This is a genomic window from Prosthecobacter sp. (genome assembly GCF_044232965.1).
GTDB lineage: Bacteria > Verrucomicrobiota > Verrucomicrobiia > Verrucomicrobiales > Verrucomicrobiaceae > Prosthecobacter.
In genome coordinates this window covers 63,324-86,288 of the sequence record NZ_JBIIKX010000006.1, presented here as the reverse complement: position 1 = coordinate 86,288, position 22,965 = coordinate 63,324, and the positions used below count along the sequence as shown (strand labels likewise).

At 61.2% G+C, this 22,965-nt stretch carries 1 protein-coding gene (cut by a window edge); it reads left to right on the top strand.

Features of this window, described 5'->3' with window-relative positions:
* Positions 1–854 precede the first annotated feature (854 nt).
* Positions 855–22,965 carry the 5' portion of an autotransporter-associated beta strand repeat-containing protein gene (locus ACILSI_RS04375; protein WP_395720631.1) on the top strand. The gene runs 12,002 nt beyond the window's last position, so 22,111 of the gene's 34,113 nt are visible here — the first part of the coding sequence; its start codon is at positions 855–857; its stop codon lies off the right edge, out of view.

Here is a 22,965-nt window from a genome sequence, read left to right as displayed (position 1 = left end):
ATTGACTCAATCGAGCTGGCAATAAGCGCCAACACCTAATGCGGTAAGTGTCATTACACAGTGCTTGTCTAGGGTTTATGCTGAGTCAAAATAAGGGCTCTTGTGGTTATGTTAAGTCGCTCATAATCAATAATTTGAATCTTTTTTTCAAAGTGGATAAAAAGGTTTGTCCTTGGTGCGTTTTTTGTGGTTTGATGAGGCTTAATTTATTCATGTCCAACCACAGCAGTTTATGCAGTCATGCGTTCTCACGCAAATCTGTCTTCGCGACCACGTCGTCGCGAACCTGTCCTGCATGTGGCGGAATTCCGGAAATGGCCGCCAACTTTGGCGCGACAACTCCCATCAACCTTTGCGCAGTACCCGCTCTGTTCTCGAAGGGCATTGATCGTGCCATCTAACTTTACTTTATGACTATGAAGACACTACGTCGCCACCGCCAACTTATTGGATGGTTCATGACTTGCCTGATGGCAACATGGCTGCCTGGACCAATCGCACAGGGAGCGATATTTACATGGAATCAGACTGGTGCCGGTCCCTTCACTTGGAGCACCGCTGGCAACTGGACGGGTGGGGTGCCTGCCAATGCGCCAGGGGATGTCATCAATCTCACTGCCAATCTTACTGCGGCGCAAAGCATCAATTTAGACACTAACGCCACGACCGGCACGTTGAACATTGGAGATCCAACCACCGCTTTCTTTGGCTACACATTACAGTCGAGCAATGCCAGCACGTTGACTTTCGATAACGGAAGCTTGGGAGCCACCTTGGCAAAGGCTGCGGCAGCAACGTCCACGGATGTCATTTCCGCCGGGATTGTTTTGAACGACAACTTGGCCATCTCGAACTTGAATGCTAACTTAACCGGCCAACTCATCCTCAGCGGTTCGATTACAGAGACAGGCGGTCCGCGTAATATCACCGTGAGTGGGGTGGCGGCTAGCTCCAACGGTGTGACGGTTCTGGCAGGTAATAACAGCTTCACTGGCACTGTCACTATCAACAGTGGCACCCTGGCGGCCGTGGGCGCGGATTCACTATACAGCGGCGGTGCAAATGAGCTCTTCCTTGCTGGTGGCACGCTTGCCCTCCGCGATAACGGCTCTGGCTTCGGCGAGAGGCAGGACATCGCCTTTGGTGACAATGTGACAATTACCGGCAACAGTACTATTTCGGTGGATCGCACGGGGGTAGCGGGTTTTCCTGGTTCCACAGCACTGAACAAAACGATCCAGCTCAGCGATCTCACCATTGGCACCAACACCCTCAGCATCAATAATCTTAACGGTTACGGTCTGAAGTTCACCGGCACGACCACTCTGAGCGGTGCGCCTTCGACCTTCATCATCCTCAATCCCACCACTGCCAACACCTCCAATGTAGTTGCGGGTCTTGAATTGAGTGGGCTGGTCACCGGCACGGGAGCGATCAATGTGGGCACTGGCGGTGGCGCGGCGGCGGACGGCGGCATTGGCGGTACCCTGCTGCTCTCGAACGTGGCCAACGATTTCACGGGGAACATGACCATCGTCCGCGGCGTCCTCGCCGCGACCAGCGACGGTGCTTTGGGCAATACCGCCAACGACATCAACCTCAGCGCCTCCGGCACCGGTGCGGTGGCAACCTTCCGGGCAGCGGGCGACATTAATCTCGACGCCGGTCGCGTCATCAGTTTCAACAACGCCACTGCCGCGAACAACGTCATCGAGGTGATTCAGGGTAGCACGCTAACGCTGAACTCCGCCTTTGGCGGTGCCAATGGCTTTGTCAAAGCAGACAATGGCACCATGACCATTGCCGTTTCGAACGGTGCCTGGGCAGGGACGACAACGATCAACGCAGGTGCGGTCAATATTTCGGATGCAAACGCCCTGGGTGCGACCGGTGGCGCGACGACCGTGGGCAATTTTGTCGGTGCCGCCCTGCAATTGAGCGGAGCCGGGATCACCTACGCGGCGGAACCCTTGAACCTGAACAGCACGGGAATCAATAATGGGGGCGCGTTGCAGAACCTCTCCGGCAACAACACCTGGACTGGCCCCATCACCCTGCAAAGTGCCGCGACCATCGGTTCGGACTTCGACACTCTCACTCTCGGTGGTGCCACTGGCATCAGCGGCGCATTTGGTCTGACGCTGGCCGGGGCGGGGAACATCCTGATTTCCACCGCTTTGAATGCAAACGTGACTGGTCTTACTAAGATCGGTACCGGAACGGCTACTCTCGGGGTGGCGAACTCACTGTTTGTCAGCGCGATCACCGCTAGTCAGGGAACCTTCGCCGTGAGTGGTGCAGGCGTGTTGGGAGGAACTGGAGCGATCACCATCAATCCTGGTGCCACGCTGCTCATTGACAATACCGCTAGTGCTGTCACCAACCGGCTCGGTAGCCGACCCATCACGCTCTCGGGAGGCAATGTGACCCTCATCGGCAACGCCGCCGCCACCAACGAAACGCTCGGCACCTGGACGCTTGGTCGCGGCCAGTCCAACATCAGCGTCACCGCAGGGGCCGGGGGAGCCAACCTCACCTTTGGCAGTTTTGCGACGAACAACCCGCAGAATGGCGGCACGGTCCGCTTCTCGGGCACCAACCTCGGCTTGGCTGCCGGTGCAAATAATGCCACGATCAAGGGCAACCTCACTTTCGTGGGGCAGAACGGTGCCGTGGGGGCAAACACCAAGGGCATCCTGCCTTGGGCGTTGGCTGAGAATACCACGGCTGGCACCATTGGTTTTGCCACGGCAGACTCGGCCACTGGTGTGATTCGTCTTCTTGCCGCAGGCGAGAAACTGACCACGACCACCTTGACTGCCAACGTGAACCAGGAATTGAGCGCCGCTGCGACTTCGGCGGTAAGCGTCAGCATCAACTCCCTGGCTCTGAATTCTGGTGGTGGCGTCACCCTCACCAGCACTTTCCCAAATGTCCCGGTGCTCACCATTCAGAGCGGCGGCATTTTGGCCAAAGCGGGCAATACCGGAATTACGGGAGGTGTGATCCTCGCCAACGTCAATGTGGCGACCAACTCACGCCCTCTCTATGTGCATACGCTTGGTGATCTAAACATCAACAGCGTTCTCTTGGGCATGCGGGGTCTGGTCAAGGCCGGTGCGGGCACCCTGACGATCAGCCAGCCAAGCATGATGGGACGTGACGAAACGGACAACAACATCAACTTTGTCAACGAAGGCACCCTGAAACTCGCTGGTGGCACCAATACGCTCTACTTCCGCGCCCCGATGGTGATCAACGGAGGCAAGCTTGACCTGAATTCGACCAGCCAGTACACGCGTGAGCTGATGACGGATAGCACCATCAACGGTGGCGAGATCATTAGCACGGGCGGCAACGGTGTCCTCCTTGCCAACCAGCAAAACACCGCCCGCACCTGGGCGGGCAATATCGGCGGCAGCACCAATGATTATGTGACCTTTGCCCGCACCGGATCGAGCACGCTGAACATCACGAATGCGAACACGACGACTGGCAAGCTCATCCTGCTGAGCTCCACCACCAGCCTCATTGACGCCGGTTCCTTTGCCAATATCACGGGCCTGACCATCAGCCGGGCCACGTTTGCCATCAACAATACAGGCCTCTACGAGTCCACCGACCGCATCAACGACAGCGCCGCTGTCACGCTCAAGGGCGGTGTCCTGCAATTCTTTGGTCGTGCCAATTCCGCCTCGGCGGAAACTCTGGGTGTAGTCACCCTCGCAGACTCCCTCTCCACCATCCGCGCAGATCGTGGTGCAGCCGGTGGTGTGGTCTCCGCAGATCTCACGTTGGGCGGTCTCAGTCGCACCGCGGCCAACGGTGCCACGGTGAACTTCGAGTCCGGTGCCGGAACGCTTGGCTCCATCGGCAGCAATGCCCGCATTCACATTGCTGGACATACTTTCGCTGGCAATACGACGAACAATATCCTCGGTGGCTGGGCCACGGTCGGGGGCACAGAGTTTGCCACTTACATTGATGGACTTGGCATCGCAGCACTTAATGCAGCGGGTGCCCCCGGCTACAGCGGGACCACTCTCCCTGCCGCCGACCAACCTGCCCAGAACATCCGCATCACCGCCTCCGGTGCGGTGCCAACTGTCGCAGGCTACAGCCTGAACAGCCTGAACATCGCCGGCAACGCCAATTTGACCTTCACCACAGCGACGGATTCCCTGAACTTGATTTCAGGCGGTCTGCTCAAGAGTGGTGCCTTTAACAACACCATCGGGGCCACGGTGGACAGCGGCCGCCTGACGGCGGGTGGTTCTGTTGCCAACTCCGACTTGTTCGTCTTCAACAACCAAAATACCCTCACGATCAACTCCCGCATTGTGGACAATGCGGGCGGAGCCGTCCGCCTCATCACGTCCGGCGGTGGTGCGGTCACCCTGACCAATACCAACAACTCTTACACAGGGGGTACGGTGGTGAACTCCGGCACCCTGAACCTGAGCAACGCGGCAGCGGGAGTAGTGCTTCCTGGTGGCGGGCTCACCATCAGCAGCGCCACGGTGACCATGAACGGCTTCAACAACCAGATTGACGCCTCCAACGTGGTCACCATGCGTGGTGCGGCCACCTTGAACTTGTTTGGCAACAACACCCTGGCTGGCCTCATATTCGACGCCGATGGCAGCAATACCACCCTCAACATTGGCACCAACATCAGCAACAATGTCAATCACTTCGGGGTGCTGACCCTGACGGGCGACATCACCGCCTCCGCCTCTACTGTGCGCGTGGAAAGCAATGAATCTCCCATCATCACCTTTGGCGTGATCAATCTTGGGGCCACCAATCACAACATCACGGTCAATCCGACGAAGATTGACGACAAACAGCAGACCCTTCTCCAGCCGGCTCTCGCAATGGAAGGCATCATCGGCACTGGCGGCTTTGTGAAACTGGGAGACGGTGCCCTTCGTTTGCGCACCGCCCAGACCTACTCGGGCCTTACCGATGTCCAAGCTGGTGCCATTGTGCTTGGATCGATAGGCAATGCCGGTTCACGTTTCTCCACTTATAATTTCGCTTCTGGAACTCAGTTCGAACTTTTAGGCACCAGCACTGTCATCGGCGGTCTTTCCGGCTCTGGCACGGTAAGCAATCTCAGCAGCGGCGCTGTCACCTTGGGCTTTGGATTCAACAACCAGAACACAACCTTCTCTGGCGTGTTCAATCGCAGTTCTGACGCCTTCACCAATACGCTGAATGTCCAGAAATACGGCAGCGGCACGACTGTCATCAACGGCGCGACATCGACAACCAACGGGACGACTGGCGCGTTGACGGTTTCTGGCGGCGTGATCGAGTATTCTGGAGCAGGAGCCACCACCTTCCGCACAGTGACCGTTCAGAGGAATTCAACCCTGACACTGAACAATGCTTCGAGTAACGTTAACAACAGGCTTAACATGGCCGTCACGGCGGCCGCCAACGGCACCCTGAACCTCAGCGGCGGCACCCTGCGGATCGTCGGCAATGCCTCCGCTGGCACCACGGAGTCAGTTGGCACCCTGAACCTCGTGGGCGGCAGCGGCATTATCAATCTGGAGCCAACCTCCGCCCAGAACGTGACTTTGACCGCCCATACTCTCGGCACGGTCGCTCAGGGCGGCACGGCCCTGCTTCGTGGCACCAACCTCGGTGGCACCATTGGTGTTGGCACCAGTAACTTCGTCATCGCCACGGGTGGTGCCATCAGCCAAATCGGTGGTGCCGGGGCCGTGGGCACCACGACCATGAGCATCCGTCCTGACATCCTCGGTGACCTTTCCCTGACCGGCAGCGGCACAGGTTTCGTCACTTACATCGGGGCAGGGGGAGTCGTGAACGTGGCAGGTGGCAACGGATTCCGCCTCCTCGCCGCCAACGAACTCGCTCCTTTCCTCTCCAGCGGTGCCACGACCAACGTTGCTCTAGGCTATCAGCATGGCGGTGCTTTCATCGCTGGCACCACGATCAACAGCCTCACGCTCAACCAGCATGGCGGCACCAGGGCTGCAGGTCCCATCTCACAGGGCACGGTTCTTACCATCACCAGCGGTGGCATCATCGCGCAAGCGGGCAATCGCGGCATTAGCGGCGGCTTGCTGGCGGTTGGGGGCACTCCGGCATTCATTCACGCCATCGGCGGCCTTAATTTCAGCGCAGGCATTACCGGCTCCGCTGGCATGACCAAATCCGGTGCCGGCACCCTGAATCTCAATCGTGCCCAGTTCTACACGGGGGCCACTTCAGTCAACAACGGCACTTTGGTGCTCAACGGCGGCAATAACACGCTTTTCGTCAACGCCATCGGCGGGGCCAATGCCCTCAACGTCAACGGTGGCATCCTTGACCTCAATGGGAACAGCCAGGTGGTGAGCACACTGGCGGCTAACAACATCACCCCCGGTGTCACCGCTTCCATCGTTAACAACGGCGCGGCGGCCACCCTGACCTCCACCGGCGGCGGCACCTTTGCTGGCACCATCAATGGCAATCTGAATTTTGACCGGGCCGGAAACAACACCACCACCTTCTCGGGGGCCAATACCTACACAGGAACCACGACGGTTCGCGGTGGCAACCTTGTCCTCCAAAGCAGCGGCACCATTGCCAACTCCACTGCTGTAAACGTCCGGTTCGGCGGCCTTATCTGGGATGACTACAACGGAGTCAATCCGGGAACGACCGGACCTACCCGCATCGCAGCAACCGCGCCCATTACCCTTCAGGGGGGTAATCTCCAGATACGCGGCACTGCCAACGCCAATTCAACCCTTGCTCTGCAGACGGTCAATGTCGAAGCAGGTCGCAATTTCATCATGTCCAACGCCTACTCCAGTTCGGCGCTTACCCTGAACATCGGCAATCTCAACCGTGCGGCGGATGCAGTCATTGAGTTCCGTGGCTCTAGGAATGAAGACGTGAACTCGGACGGCCTGGGCCAGCCGGGGGTGAACAATTCACGCATTTTCGTGAGCAACCTCAATAGTTCTCCATTCAGTGCCGCCTCACTCACCAACAACATCATTGGCGGCTGGGCGGTTGTCCGAACCTCAGCTGGCGTGGAGTTCGCCAGCTACAACAATACCAATGGCCTTGGGGCTCTGAATGTAAGCGGGTTCCCTGGGTACAATGGCGCAGCATTGCCGGGTACGCCCGGGAATGCCACCCAGAACATCCGGTTGGCAAACAACAGCTTCTCGATTCCAGATGTGGCGGGCGCGGGTGTTTACAATCTCAATGGCTTGAGCTTCTTCACGAATACGGCCGGTCAGAGCATCAACTTCACGGATGGTGCGGATACGTTTAACCTGACCTCCGGCGGCCTGCTCAAGTCGGGCAACTTCACGGGAAACATCGGCGCAACGGTGGACAGCGGTCGTCTGACCGCAGGTGGAACCAGCACTGGCGTGAACTCTCTGTATATCTACAACAACGAGAGCACGCTGACCATTAACTCCCGCATCGTCAACAATGCCTCGGGCGGCCAGACCCGCCTCGTGGTCGCAGGTGCCTCGAACGTCACCCTCACCGCGCTAAACACCTACACAGGAGGTACGGTCTTAAACTCGGCCACGACGAACCTCATCGGTGTCGCCAATCAGACGATTCCCGCAGGCGGCCTGACGATCAACAACGCCACGGCGACGATGATCGCGGGCAGTCCGAACCAGATCAACAGCGCCAACAACATCACCATCAACGGTGGTGGGGTCATCAACTTCTGGGGCAATCACACGCAAAACGGAACCCTGACGTTCAACAATTCAGGAGGCGCGGGCAATCCGACCTTCCGCACCCAGAGTGTCACCTCGAACAACTCCATCACTGCGGCCAACGATACGACCCTGACCCTTACCGGTGCTGGTTCAACGCTCGGTTTGGCGGTTGGCATGCCGGTGACAGGAACGAATATTCCTGCCGGCACTACAGTTGCGGCAATCCTTTCCGGCACCACCGTCCAGCTCTCGCAGCCGGCCACCGGAGCGGCGACGGATGTCACGGTGACATTTGGCAGTACTTTGACGCTGAACAACAACATCACCTCCACCAGCGATAGCCTGGCCACCTTCCCGCTGCTCAGCGTCAGCACGAACGGCAAGATTGATATCGGTGCCGCCACGCGCACCATCACTACGAATGGCAATGCCGCTTTGGCCCTGATCCTGCCGACCATGATTGGTACCACGGCGGGCATTACCAAGGAAGGCACCTCCGGGCTCCGCTTGGATGGTGTGAACTACTACACGGGGGCCACCGCCCTCAATGCAGGCACCCTTTTCCTCGGTGCCACCAACGCCATTCCCTATGCCTCCACCTTCACCATGGCTGGCACCAGCCGACTGGACCTCAATAACTTTGAGCAAGTTCTCAGCCAGCTCTCCGGCTCGGGCGACATCACCAACAACTCCGGCTCGGGCCGCACGCTGACCTTCGGTCTCAACAATGCCAACACCACCTTCGATGGCCGCTTCCTCGCCTTCAACGATGCGGTCCTCAGCACGCTCAACGTCAGCAAAATCGGCTCCGGCTCCTTCGGCCTCACTGGCGGTGTCAGCACCTCCACCGCCAACTTCAACATCTACGGCGGCGCGGTCACCTACTCCGGCACCGCCAGCACGGCCTTCGGGAGCAACCTCGTCAACCAGACTGGCTCCCTCATCCTCGATAACACCACGACCAACGTAAACAACCGCCTCGGCGGCTTGCTCAAAAACCTCACCGTGGCCGGTGGTGAATTCAAAATCCAAGGCAACGCGGCTGGCAGCTCCGAGTCCCTCGGCGCACTGGCGTTGCCAAACGGCGGCGGTGTCATCACCCTCGTCCCCGGCGCTGGTTCCACCGTGCTGAACTTTGCCAGCGTTCATGCTCTTGGCGGCGGAGGATCCTACCTCGTCCGCGGTGATTCCCTCGGCTCCACGCCCGGCAGTGGCGTGGCCAATGTGTTTGCCAGTTCCGTCGCCTTCAGCGGCGGCAATGCCATCGCCGGTCTCGCCAACATCAGCACCCGCCCCGACATGGTCGGCGACGCCTCCGCGACCGGTACCGGCACCGGCTTCCTCACCTACACCGCCGGCTCGGGTTTCCGGGTGCTCGGGGCCAATGAAACGCTTGCCACCATCAACAACATGTTCACCACCACGGCGAACCTGGCCAAGAGCGCGAACGAAACCTTCACCACCAACAATGTGGCCACCGTCACACTAAACTCCGGCGGCCAGCTCACGGGTTTCAACGCCGGCAGCATACTCACCATCTCTTCCATCGGTATCCTTGCCAAGACGGGCAACCTGGGTTTCTCCGGTGGTCAGATTAATCCGGGGGCAAGCTCCATGTTCATCCATGCGCTCGATAACCTCACCGTGGACAGCTACGTCCTCGGCACTGGCATCACCAAGGACGGTGCGGGCAATCTCTCCTTCAACCGGCCCCAGTATTTCAGCGGCTTCCTGAACAATAACGACGGCACCACCACGCTCAACAGCGGCGCGGCCAACACCCTTCTCGTCGCCCCCACCGCCACGGCGGTGACCACCATCGCCCTGACAGCCAATGCCGGCACGGTCGATCTCAACGGTCAGAACCAGGCATTCGCAGCCATCGCGAGCATCAATAACCCGCTCCCCGGCACTGGCAGCCTCATCACCAGCGTCGCCCCAGCCACCCTCACCTCCACCGGCGGCGGTACCTTCGGCGGCGTCATCGGCGGCGCGATCACCTTTGACCGTTCTGGCAATAACACGACCCTGCTCACCAGCGCCCAGACCTACACCGGTGCCACCAACGTCCGTGGTGGCACGCTGCAACTCCGCGACAGCGCCACCCTCGCCAGCACCGCCGGTCTGAACCTCGAGTTCGGTGCCCTGAACATCGACAACGCCGGCACCGCGTTCAACTCCGCCCCTGCCAACCTCGCGGACCGCATCCTCGCGGGCAACGCCATCAGCACCCGCGGCGGCACCATCACCCTCACCGGCATTCAGGGCGAGACGGTCACAGAAACCCTCGGAACCGTCACCGTATTGGACGGGAACAGCACCATCACCGCCACCCCCGGTAACACCGGACGCGCCGTGCTCACCATCACCGACCTCGTCCGTGCGGCGGGCAGCGGTTCACGCGTGAACTTCACTGGCGTCAACCTCGGCTTTGCCGACATCGGCAGTTCCCAGATCCTCCTCACCAACCTCAATGGAGCCACCCCGACGCTGGCGAGCAACCTCCTCGGCGGCTGGGCGGTGGTCAACGGCACGGAATTCGCCTCTTGGACTGCTCCTAAAGGCGTCGGCGCATTGAATAGTGCGGGTTATGCGGGTTACACCGGCACGACAATCACCGCTGGCTCCAATCCCACTCATAATATCCGACTCGCTGCGACAGCCGCAGTCGGCACAGCTGATACGCTGAACAGCTTGAATATGCCGGGTGATTTTAATCTCACCTTTGCCACCGCTACCAACACTTTGAACCTTGTCTCCGGCGGTCTGCTCAAGAGTGGCAACACGGCCAACACCATTGGTGCCGCCGCTGACAGCGGTCGTCTGACCGCAGGCGGCACGGCCGCGGGGATCAGTGAGTTGTTCCTCATGAACAACCAGAACACCCTGACCGTGAACTCGCGCATCATCGACAACGGTGTCGGCCAGACTCGCTTGGTCATCGCCGGTGTCGGCACCGTGGCGCTCACGGCACCCAATACCTACACGGGTGACTCCGTCGTCAACTCCGCCCTCAGCCTAAACGGCGCGGCCAGCGTAGTCACCATCCCCAATCCGGTCGCAATCGGTGGCAACACGCTGACCATCAACAATGCGGCAGTCACGATGACGCTGAATGCCGGTCAGATCGGTGCCAACAACAACATCATCATCAATGGCGGCGGTTCTTTGACATACTTCGGAGCCAACAACACCGTCAACGGCTCCATCACCCTGAACAACCAGGGCGGCACTGCCGGGCCGACCATCGCCGCCACCGGGTTCTCGCTGACCAATTCGACCACCGTCACCGGCAGCGCCACCATCACGGTTTCAGCCAGCGCAGGTCTCGCCGTCGGCCAGCCAATCACCGGAACCGGTATTCCGATTGGTGCTACTATCGCATCCATTGTTAACGGCACCACCATCACCATCTCTGCACCGGCCACCGCCTCCGCGACCACCACCACCCTCACCATTCCGGGTGTCGTGAACCTCGGGAGTACCAGTTCGATCACGGCGGTGAATGACGCCTTCGGCACCACGCCGACGATCAGCAGCGCCCTCAACCTCGGCGGTGTGGCCAGGACCATCACCACCAGCGGGCTCTCGCCGAACTCGCTGGTGATCTCCGGCATCGTCCAGAACGGCAGCATCACAAAAGAGGGCAACGGGGCGCTGACCCTCTCCTCGAACAACAGCACCTTCGCCGGCGGTGTTGCGTTGAACGCTGGCAGCCTGATCATCGGTGCGAGCGATCAGTTCAATGCCGGCATCAAGGCGGCCGGTCCTCTCGGAATGGGCACGCTCACGGTGGCCTCCGGCCTCAAGCTCATTGGTGCTGGCACGACGGTTTACAACCCGGTCACCCTCGCGGACAACACGCTCATCATCGGCGGCGTCTCCTCGAACAATCTGGCCCTCAATGGTGTGATCACCCCGAACGTGGCGGGTTCGCTCACCGTGAATGTTGAAAGTCCCGCCGTGGTGGGCACGCTGGGTGCGAAATACACCAGCACCTTCGCCTTCACCAAGGAAGGAGCCGGCATCTTCGCCCTCAGCAACATCGCGAACGACTTCACCGGGATCACGCAGGTCAACAACGGCACCCTCCGCTCTGGTGCCACCAATTCCCTGTCCCGCTTCTCCAACATCAACCTCGCCACCGGGGGCACCTTGGACATCAATGGGACGAACGTCGTCACCGGTTCTATCTCCGGCACCGGCTTGGTCACCAACAACGCAGGTGCGTCCACCCTGGCCACCGGCTTCGATGACTCGAGCTTCACCTTCTCCGGTCGCTTCGGCTCCGCCAACCAGGCGAGCACGAACTTCAACCTGAACAAGATCGGCACCGGCATCATGACCATCGACAGTGCTGCTGGCACGGGCACCATGGGCATCGGCACCTTCACCACTTCCCAGGGCACCTCCGTCCTCAGTGGCACGGCTGGCAGCACGAAGTTCACCACCTACACCCTTCCCGAGGGCGGCACGCTCATCCTCAACAACAGCGGCACCAACCTTAACAACCGCCTCGGCGGCACCGACTTCGCCGTCGGCGCGACCTTGGTGCGCAACATCACGATGCAGGGTGGTGAGTTCAAGATCATCGGCAACGCCGCTGCGGCGACCGTGGAAACGCTCAACCTCGGCAGCAACGGTTCAATTGGCGTTCAGTCGGGCGGTTCGATCATCACCCTTGATGCCAACGCCGCCCAATCCTTGACGCTCACTACCGGCAACATCGCCAACCTCTCTGGTGGTGGCTCCTTGCTCATCCGCGGTGACAACCTCGGTGCCGCTCCGGGCAATGGCGTGGCCAATCTCTTCACTCCAAACATGGCCAACGGATTCATCGGCGGCGGCACGGGTAACGGCTCCAACACCATCAACATTCGTGTGGACACCGTCGCAGACACTAGCGCCACGGGCAACGGCATCGCCTTCGCCACCTACTCCGCCATCGGCGGTGTGCGTCCGCTGACTTCCTCCGAACTGGCCCCCGGCCTGTTCCGCGCCGTTTCCACGGCATCCAACGTCGCACTCAACAGCACCCAGCTCTACGGCTCAGTCACCACGAACAGCCTCACCTTCTCCGGTGCCACCGCGCTGAACGCCATCCGCGACCAGGCCATCCTCAACATCGGCAGCGGCGGTATCCTCGTCCTTGACGCCAGCGGCACGGACTTCACTGGTGGTCTGATCCAGTCCGGCGGCAACCAGATGATCATTCATCAGCTCGACACGGTGAACACCCTCGACTTCAACGCCCAGGTCCTCGGCAGCAATGGTTTCATCAAGACCGGTGCGGGTGCCATGAGCATCAACAAGCAGCAGTTCTTCACCAATAGCAGCCAGACCACCATCAACAACGGTCTGCTCAAGCTCAACAGCGGCGTGGACAACACCCTGACCGTGATCGCGACGGCCACGACGCCGACCCTCCAGACGGTGCGTGTCAATGGTGGTGGCACGCTGGATTTGTTCGGCAGGAACCAGGCTATCGGTACGCTTGACTCGACCAGCACCCTGCCGGGCACCGGCGGCATCGTGACCAACTCCAGCGCAACGGCGGTCACTCTCACCTCTGCCGCAGCCGGCAACATCACCTTCGCGGGTGTCATCCAGGACGGCGCTGGCGTGATGAACTTCACGCGCTCGGGCAACAACACGACCACATTTACCAGCAACAACACCTACACCGGTGCCACCATCATCCGCGGCGGCGTGATCAATCTTCAGGATCAGGGCCAGCTCTCCGGCACTTCCGGCATCACCAACCAGTTTGGCCAGTTGACCCTCAATGATGGCGGTTTGTATGTGATCTCCAATCGTGTCGGTTCCGCCCCGATTTCGATGCAGGGCGGTACGCTCGCTTACACGGGTGTCCAGAGCGCCGCCACGGTCGGCACGGTCTCTCTCACCGGCGGCGCAGGCTCCGGTGGTGCCAACGTCATCAACGTCACTCCGGCCGCGGGCACGGTTCTGCCGTCCACCCTGACCATCGCCAACCTCATCCGCAATGCGGGCACCACGGTAAACTTCACCGGCACCAATCCTGGCGCGGGCGGCACCAACAACAGCCAGATCATCCTCACCCAGATCAACGGCGGTGCCATCACCCTGGACGATGGCATCCTCGGCGGCTGGGCCGTCGTCAACGGCACGGACTTCGCCGGTTACCTCGCCCCATCCGGTACTGCGGGCGGCGTCGGTGCGCTCGGCACACCCGGCACGGCTTATCCGACCTATTCAACCGCGCTACTCACCGCAGGTGCAGCGACTAACAACATCCTCGTCACCGCCGCCAGCACCACAGGGGTCACCACCCGCACCATCAACTCCCTGCGGGTCAACTCGGTTGCCGCGACGAACATCGACATTACCGCCGCCAACACCCTCACCCTCGGCACCGGCGGTCTCCTCATGGCAGCCAACCAAACCCTTGCCGTCAATGGTGGCAACCTCACTTCCGGCGGGTCGGAGCTCTTCGCCTACATCAACGCCAACACCACGACCGTCAGCAGTGTGATCAGTGGAGCGGGTGTCAGCCTCGTGAAATCTGGCGCGGGTGGCCTCACTCTCACTGGCAACAACACTTACGGTGGCGGCGCGGGCAACACGGTCGTCAATCAGGGCACTCTGACTCTCAGCACGGCCAGCGCCAACGGCACCACTACGGTTTCCGTCCCGAATGGCACGCTCATCATCAACAATGCCACGGTCACGCAGACTGTAGCCGCCACCATTCATAACAGTGCCAACATCATCTTGAATGGTGGCTCTTCTCTAACCTACACCGGTGCCAACACGATGGCCGGCACGCTGACCTTCAATAACACTGGCGGTGCCGCTACTCCAACCGTCACCACGGGCGGTCTTCTGACTCTGAGCAACAACATCGTTGCCAACAATGACAGCTTCAGCTTCACGCCGACCATCGCCGGCACCATGACCCTGAACAATGCGACCCGCACCATCACCACCGGCGGCCTTTCGCCAAACAGCCTCATCGTCAATGCCGTGATTTCCGGCGCGGGTGCCACGAACGTCCTCAACCTCGCCGGAACCGGCAGTGTGGTCCTCGCGGGTGCCAATACCTTTGGCGCGATTGGCTCGACATCCGTCAACCTGCAAGGCGGTTCCCTGATCTTCGGTGCGGACAGCACGCCGAACACCGTCGGTGCCGTCATCACCGCAAGCCCAGTCGGTTTGGGCAATCTGGTCATCACCGACGGCGCCAAGATCCTCGCCGGTGGGGCCGCGCGCGTGATCGCCAATAACATCACCGCCAACACGCAGCTCATCTCGGGTATTTCCGCGCAAAACCTGACCCTGAACGGTATCATCACCTTCGGCACCGCCAATCCGACCATCAACGTCGAAAACAACTTTGCGGGCAATGGCGGCATTACCACGACGATCGGTGCGGCCTTCGCGGCGGGCGGCGGTTTCAACACCTTCACGAAGACCGGCCCCGGAGCGTTGAACGTCAATGCCGTCTCAAATGCCACGCTGACCGCTCCGATCACCATCAATGATGGCTGGCTGGGTGTCGGGAACCAATATGCACTCGGTGGTTCCAACTACACCGCCGGCCCCGCCCTCAATTTCAATGGCGGTTCATACAGCAATAACATCACCAACGTCTTCGTCCAGAACGCGGTGAACTACGGTGCCAATGGCATCCTGCAGGCTTCGGTCGGCTCCACGGCAGTCGGTCCCGTTACCATGGCTGCGGGCAGCACGGCCCTCGGCATCCAAGGTGGCCAGACCACCACCATCTTCGGTGCCCTCACCATGGACGGCGCGACGGCCAGCACGCTGCACACCTTCAACCAGTTGAACGTCCTCGGCACCCTTGCTGGTAGCACCCCGTCCATCACCAAGCAGGGCGTGTCCAACATCATCCTCGGCGGTGCTTCTACCTACGCAGGTAACATCATCGTGGACCAGGGTGCCCTCGAAGCCCGCGTCGGCAGCACGGTTGCTGCCAATGAGCAGCTCACTTCCGCTGGCACCATCACGGTGAATCCTGGCGCGGTCCTCCGTGTCCTTAGCGCCGCCAACATCGGTGCCACCGCCACCACGGTGAACACCAACAACGACGGCATCGGTGCCTTCGGCCTCGGTTACAATGGTGCGCTTCCAGGCTCGGTCACCTTCGCAACCACCAGCGGCACGGTGGACGGCACCCTCGCCATCGACGTGCTCGGCTACAGCACAGCGGTGGATCTCGGCGCACTCGGACCCAACAACCGCGTCTTCCTCGGTTCCACCTCAGGCGGTAACTACACCGCCGCCACACTCGGCGCGGGTGCGGGCAGCGCCTATCGCCTCGGCACCGGCGGCAGCACGCTCACCATCAACTCATCCGTCCTCACCGGAGCCAACTCCGTCATCGTCGGCGCGGTTTCCGGCACACCCGGAGCCAACCTCATCGGCAACGGCGGTACGGTCGTTCTTAACACCCCGAACGCCTACACCGGCGGCACCACCATCAATGGCAACGCTGTCGTCCAGGTCGGTAACGCTGGAGCGCTCGGCTCCGGCACGATCTCCTTCAACAGCGGCACCCTGCAGGGCAACCAATCCGGTCTTGGCAATGGAGTGGGCCACATCACCATGCTCCAGCCGTTTAACATCAACAACGCCGTCAACTTCACCGGCACGGGTGTCCTCAGCGCCCTCGCCGGATCAGGCAATCTCATTGGTGCCTTCGCGGCGGATGGCTTCATCGGTTCCGGTGCCCCCCAGGCTGACCTGACCTTCAGTGGCGGGGTGAATCTCGCCGGTGCCACCTACCGCGCCCTCAGCGTGGCGGATGCCTCACGCATCGTCACCCTCTCCGGTGTCGTTTCCGGTGCCTCCACCCTCGTCAAGACCGGTGTCGGCATCCTGCGCCTGACCAACCCCGGCAACACCTACACCAACACCGCCATCAGCCAGGGCACCCTGGCCCTCAGTGCCACCGGTAATCTCCCCGGCAACATCCTCCTCAACTCCGGCACCCTCGCCGGTTGGGACCGCGATTTTACGGTCACTAACAACATGCAGTTGATCCAGAACAGCACCATTGATGTGGGCGCGGCCACCACGACGACGGCCAGCGGCATCATCAGCGGTGACTTCACCTTCATCGGCGCGCAGACCGGCCTCACCAAGACCGGCCTCGGCACCTTGGTCCTCAGCGGAGCCAACACCTACCTTGGTGCCACCACCATCAATGCCGGTGTCCTCAGCATCAGCGCCGACAACAACCTCGGCAGCGTCGGCGGACTCAATGTCACGCCCGGCGGGGTCGCTTTTGGCGGCGGCCATCTCGCGGTCACGGCCACGAACACCTCCAACCGCGTGCTGACCATGACGGGTGCGGGCAGCATCCATGTCGCCGCAGGTCAGACCTACACAAACAACGCATTGACTGCTAACAGCACCGGCCTCCTCACCATCAACGGCCCCGGCACCGTCATCCTGAACGGCAACCAGACCGGTGGCAATCTCCACGACAACACCGCCATCAGCAACGGTGCCACCTTGCTGACCCAGGCCACTACCGGCACGCCCTTCGGCGATGTCGCTGTCACGATCAACGGCGGCTCCCTTCGCGTGAACACCAATGGCCCCGGTGCCGCCTTCACCATCCCGACCGTCAACTTCGCCGGTGGTTCCTTCATCCGCCTTGATGCGATGATGGGCAATGACATCCAGCTTACCGCGACGACCTTGGCTCGTGTCGGTGCAGGCACCCTGGCCATCGTCCCCGGTGTGGATGGCAACCTCGGCAACACCGTCGGCGCAGACGCCCGCGTCCTCAGTGGCACCATCCTCGGTCAAGTCACCACGACCTTCCAGCAACTCGACACCCTCAACAACATCGGCGGCTTCAACGGCCTCAATGTCAATGCCGCCGCTGGTTCCATTCTCCGCCTCGCCTCCAGCACGGATGCCTCCGCCAGCTTCGTCAGTTACGACCCGGTCCTCGGATTCATCAGCGCCAGCCCGATTTCGGCCCTGACGAACACCTTCACCGGCTCCACCGATGCCACCATCGCCAACATCACCTCGGCCACCGCAATCACCGGCACAGCCAGTGTCTTTGGTGTCACCACCACCGCCAACATTTCCGGCGGCACGCTGAGTGTGCGCAGCATGAACCTCAATGATATGGGTGCTCTCATCATCAATGGCACCAGCACCATCAGTTCCAATGTCCTCTTCAATGGCTTCGCGCCTTCGGTGAACCTCACCGGTGCCTCGACCAATGCGACCACCACCGTCACCCTGCCAAGCACCGCCGGTCTCGTCGTTGGCCAGGGCATCAGCGGTCCCGGCATCCCCGCCGGAGCCACCATCGCCACTATCGCCAGCGGCACCACCATCACGATCAGTGTTGCAGCTACCGCCACGGCTTCAAACCTCACTCTCGCCGTCAATTCGGCCACCACGGGTGCCAGTGAAGGCATCATCTACGTCAGTGGCAATGCAGGGGTCGCCGGCACCATCAGCGGCGGTGTGATCGGCCGAACCCTCACCAAGACCGGTGCGGGCGCCCTCACACTCTCAGGCAACAACAGCGTTTACGGTGCTCTCACCGTGAACAACGGCACGCTGACCCTCGGCAGCGGAGCCACCGTCAAACAGACCACAGCCCTCGTCCTCAACGATACCGCCAAACTCAACGTCAACGGCGGAAACACCACCATCGCCAGCCTCGCTGGCACCGTTGGCACCGTCGGCAACGCCGCCAACACCGCCGGCACGCTGACCATCAGCGGCATCACCGGCACCACCTTCCTCGGCAATATTGTGGACGGTATCAATGGAGGCACCGGCACCACCGCCCTGGTCAAGAACGGCACCAGCACGCTGATCCTTGAAACCATCACCGCCAACAACACCTTCGCCGGCCAGAACAGCTTCACCGGCGGCGTGACCATCAATCAGGGCCAGATCACCGTTCGTGATCCGCTCGGCCTCGGCGGTGCCAATGGCACCACACCCGGCACGGTCACTCTCAATGGCAGCACCGGCACCAGCGGCGTCCTCGCCCTCAACAGCAATGGTGGCGGCCCGAACGGCGTCATTGTTTATGGTCAGTCCGCCGGAACGCCCAATGGCCTCAATGTCGTCTCCACCGGTTACAGCACCATCAACGTGGACCGCGTAAGCGCGAATACCGGCAACCAAATCCAGATCGGCAACTTCTCCGTCGCCAATAACACCCTCATCCTCACGGGGGGTAACAGCTACGGTCTCAAAGTCGCCGGCACCACCACCCTCGGCGGCGCTTACGCCAACTTCACCACCACCACTCGTGTACCGACTTACCTCGAACTGGCCGGAACGATCACCGGCGCGGGTTCGCTGAACAAAATCGGCGGTGACGGCTTCGGCACGGTGCGCATCTCCGGCACCGCCAACAACTACACGGGCGGCACCACCGTCCAGACCGGTGCCCTTCAGATCACTGGCACCACCGGCACCCCGCTCGGTGGATCGGGCAGCAATGCGGTCGTCAGCGTCAATGTTGGCGCGGCCCTCCGCATCGCGGGCAATGGCAGCCTCGGTGGCGTCGCCACGCTGAACCTCAACAGCAACGTCAACAACCTGCCGGCGCTCGTCCTCGACACCGATTACAATCCCGGCACCGGGCTGAATTCCATCATCAAGCTCAACGGCGGCTTCGGAGCCTCACTCCAGCTCTCTGTGCCTGCCTTCAACACCGCCCTGGACATGGCCACCTTCGGCAACGGTAGCTCCTTCCTCGGCGGCTACGGCAGCAATGAAATCCAATACATGGCCCCGACCCTCGGTGTCGGCGCGGGCAACACCTACCGCATTGGTGCCAATAACGGCCCGAACTTCGCCTTCGTCGGCTCTGACAACGTCCTCGGTTCCGCCAGCGGCGCTGGCACAGCCCGCGTCATCATCGGCACCCAGCTCGGCAACCTCAGCGGCGGCAGCATCACCAACGGCAGCGGCACCGTCATCTTCCGCAACTCCAACGACTACTCCGGCGGCACCTCCATCAGCAAGGGCTCAGCCGTCTTAATTGACACCGGCTCCACCGCCACCCCGCTCGGCAGCGGCGTCGTCGAGGTCTATGGCACTCTGACCCTGGGCGCCCCCGGCGGCCTGAACAGTCCGTCGTTCTACAACTCAAACACGAACGCCAACAGCAACGTCATTCAGCTCCGCCCCGGCGGCGTGCTCACCATTCAAGACCAGCTCGGTGCCGTCGCCGACGGCCAGGGCCGCTGGGCCGATGCCACCGGTCAGGATATCAATGGCGGTGTCTTCCGCTACGTCGGTGTGGCCAATGCGCAGTCCTTTGAGCAGGTCGGCACACTGACCGCCAACAAGGGCTCCACCATCCAGGTAGCCCGCCCTGCCGGTGCAGGCTCCGTGACGTTGTCGGCCGCTGGCCTCGTCCGCGGCACCAATGGCACGCTCCTGATCTCGGACAGCTCACTGGCCCTCGTCGGCACCGTGAACACCACGACGCAATCCAGCGCCTTGGGTCTGATCAATAACACCAGCACGACTGCTCCGACCTCCTTTGCCCGTCTCGTGGTTTCCGGCACTGCTCCGGCCACTGCTGGCACCGGTCTTCGCCTCGGCACCGGTGTGACCGCAGCCGGTATCGTCGCCCCCTGGGTCATTGATTCCCAGAACAACACCTTCGTCACCTACAGCCCCTCCAACACTCTTGGGGTGGCTAACAGCGGCTTCCAGTCCCTCCTCAGCAGCCAGACCGCTTCCACGAATGGTGTGGGTGCGACTCCAGGCTCCGGCCAGGTCGGTTACAGCCACGTTTATAACATCGCCGCTGGCACCATCAACGTGGATCCCGGTGCAGGCAGCGTGATCGACATCGCCGCCGCAGAAACCCTCGGTGTGAACATCAACACCTACGCCGCCCGCATCAGCGGCAACCTCACCCCGACCGCCACCTTCAACACCATCACCTTCGCGGGTGGTGATGCCGCCTTCGGTGGTCTGCTCTTCACCGGCACCCCGACCGTCAGCCCCGTCATCGCGGCGACCGCCACGACCAAGGCCGAGACCCTCGCCATGACACTCGCCTTCGGCGCGCGTGAGGCCATGATCTACACCGGCGGCAATGCCGTCATCAATGCCCAGATCACCGGCAGCGGCGGCCTCACCAAGTTCGGCGGCTCCCAGCTCCTCATTAGTTCCAGCAATAGCGGACTGACGGGCAACATCACCGTCAACCAGGGTACCTTGTTCCTCCAGAATCCGGTCTCGAACTCCGGCACCGCCATCGCCAGCGCCACGAACAGCCAGAACATCATCCTCAACGGCCACACCGGCGTCGGCAGCGTGCTCGTCATCGACAGCCTGCTTTCCAACAATGCGGGTCGCGACTCCAACATCGCCAGTGGCATCCGCCTCACCGGCAACATCGGCAGCAATGTCTTCGTCAATGCGGATTCCCGCATCACGAGCAACAACCAGGCCTTCATGCAGCGGATCAACAATCTGACGATTGCCGATCTAGGAGCCAATTCGCCGATCTACCTCGACCTGGTCCAGAACGGCCTCACTGTCACCGGCACCACCACCCTGGGAGCCAACACCACCTTCATCAACTCCGCCTTCGGAGCCTCCAACCAGAGCATCCTCGAAGGCATCGTCAGCGGTGCGGGCGCCGTCGGCGGCAAGTTGGTCAAGACTGGGAACGGTGGCCTGACCTTTGCCAATGGCGCCAACACCTTCGGCACCGATGGTGCGATCGGCCTCGAAGTCTGGGCCTCCACCCAGGTCACCGCCACCGGCGCGGTCATGAGCACCTCGCTCACCGGCACGCCCTTCGGTGTGGGTGACATCAATCTCCTCCCCGGCACCCTCATCCGCCTCGCGGACGCCTCCAACATCGCCAACCAGAGGGTCATCTCCAACAGCGATGCCTGGGGTTACTCCGGCGTGTCCATCGGTTACAACAACAACGGCGCGGCCCTCACCCAGGCGAACATCCTCTCCATCCTGACGGGCGGTGCCGCCACCGACGGCAAGATCCAGTTGCTCACCACCGGCAGCACCCGCGGGGTCATCTCCCTCGACAACGGCGTCCAGTATGGCGCGTTGAACATCGGAGCTATGGAAACCGCCCTCAACGCCGACGGCGGTGCCGTCGAGCACCTCCGGCTCGGTACCATGACCAGCGGTGCGATCAACCAGCTCTACTTCGCTCCGACCCTCGGAGCTTCCACCGACGGCATTTATCGCCTCGGCGGTGGTGGCAACCAGGGCACCCTGCGGATCGGTGCCGCTGCCTTTGAAAACGTCCTCACCGGCGGTAACACCGTCCACATTGGTGCCCTCGTCGGCGATGTTGGCAGCAATGCCTACAACAATCAGTCCGTCATCAACGGTAACTTCAACCTCTCCCTCGCCAACCGGAACAACTACACCGGTGACACCTGGGCCAATCGTGGAACGACGCTCAATCTCGAAAACAACTTCGCCCTCGGTTCCGGCAAGTTGATCGTCAATCACACCAGCGCTACTGGCGTGAACATCGGGCAAGCATCGGAAGGCGCGCTCCAGACCTTCGGTGGTGCCATGAGTCCCCTGAACAATGTTGACCTCGCCGCCGATCTCCGCTGGCAGGGCAATGGCGACCTCGTCTTCCGTGGCAACGTCAACCTCGCCCCTGGCGGCGTTGGTGGCACCCGTGTTCTGGAAGTCGGCATCGGAACCCAGCCCTCACTCGTCGGTATCAACGGCATCATCAGCGGCAACGGCAGTAACCTGATCAAGAGCGGCAACCAGACCCTCGTCCTCAATGGCCTGAACACCTACACCGGCACCACCACACTGGCGCCTACCGGTCAGCAAGCTGGGGCATTCTCCGGGTTGGTGATTGGCACCAACGTGCTTCCAAACGTCGCTGGTGCTCTTGGTAACAGCAACACCCCACTCCTCTATAATGGGGCGGGTCAGGCTGGGAACAACGCCGGCATTGCTCTGAGTGGGCAGATCACTTTTGGACGCGACATCATTGTCAGCAACACCACAGATACCACCAACGTCTCCATCCTTGGTAACTCGCTCTACACTTCCAAGCTCACCGGTGGCACCAGCATCATCGCGGGCGGCACCAACCGCATCACCCAGTTCCAGGCTGTCAACACCGGTCGCTTCGAACTGCTCGGCCCGATCACCAGCAACGGTGCCGTTAACGTCCGTATCGGTGACAATGCCGCCACCGCGATCCGCTCGGGTGTCGTTTACTTCG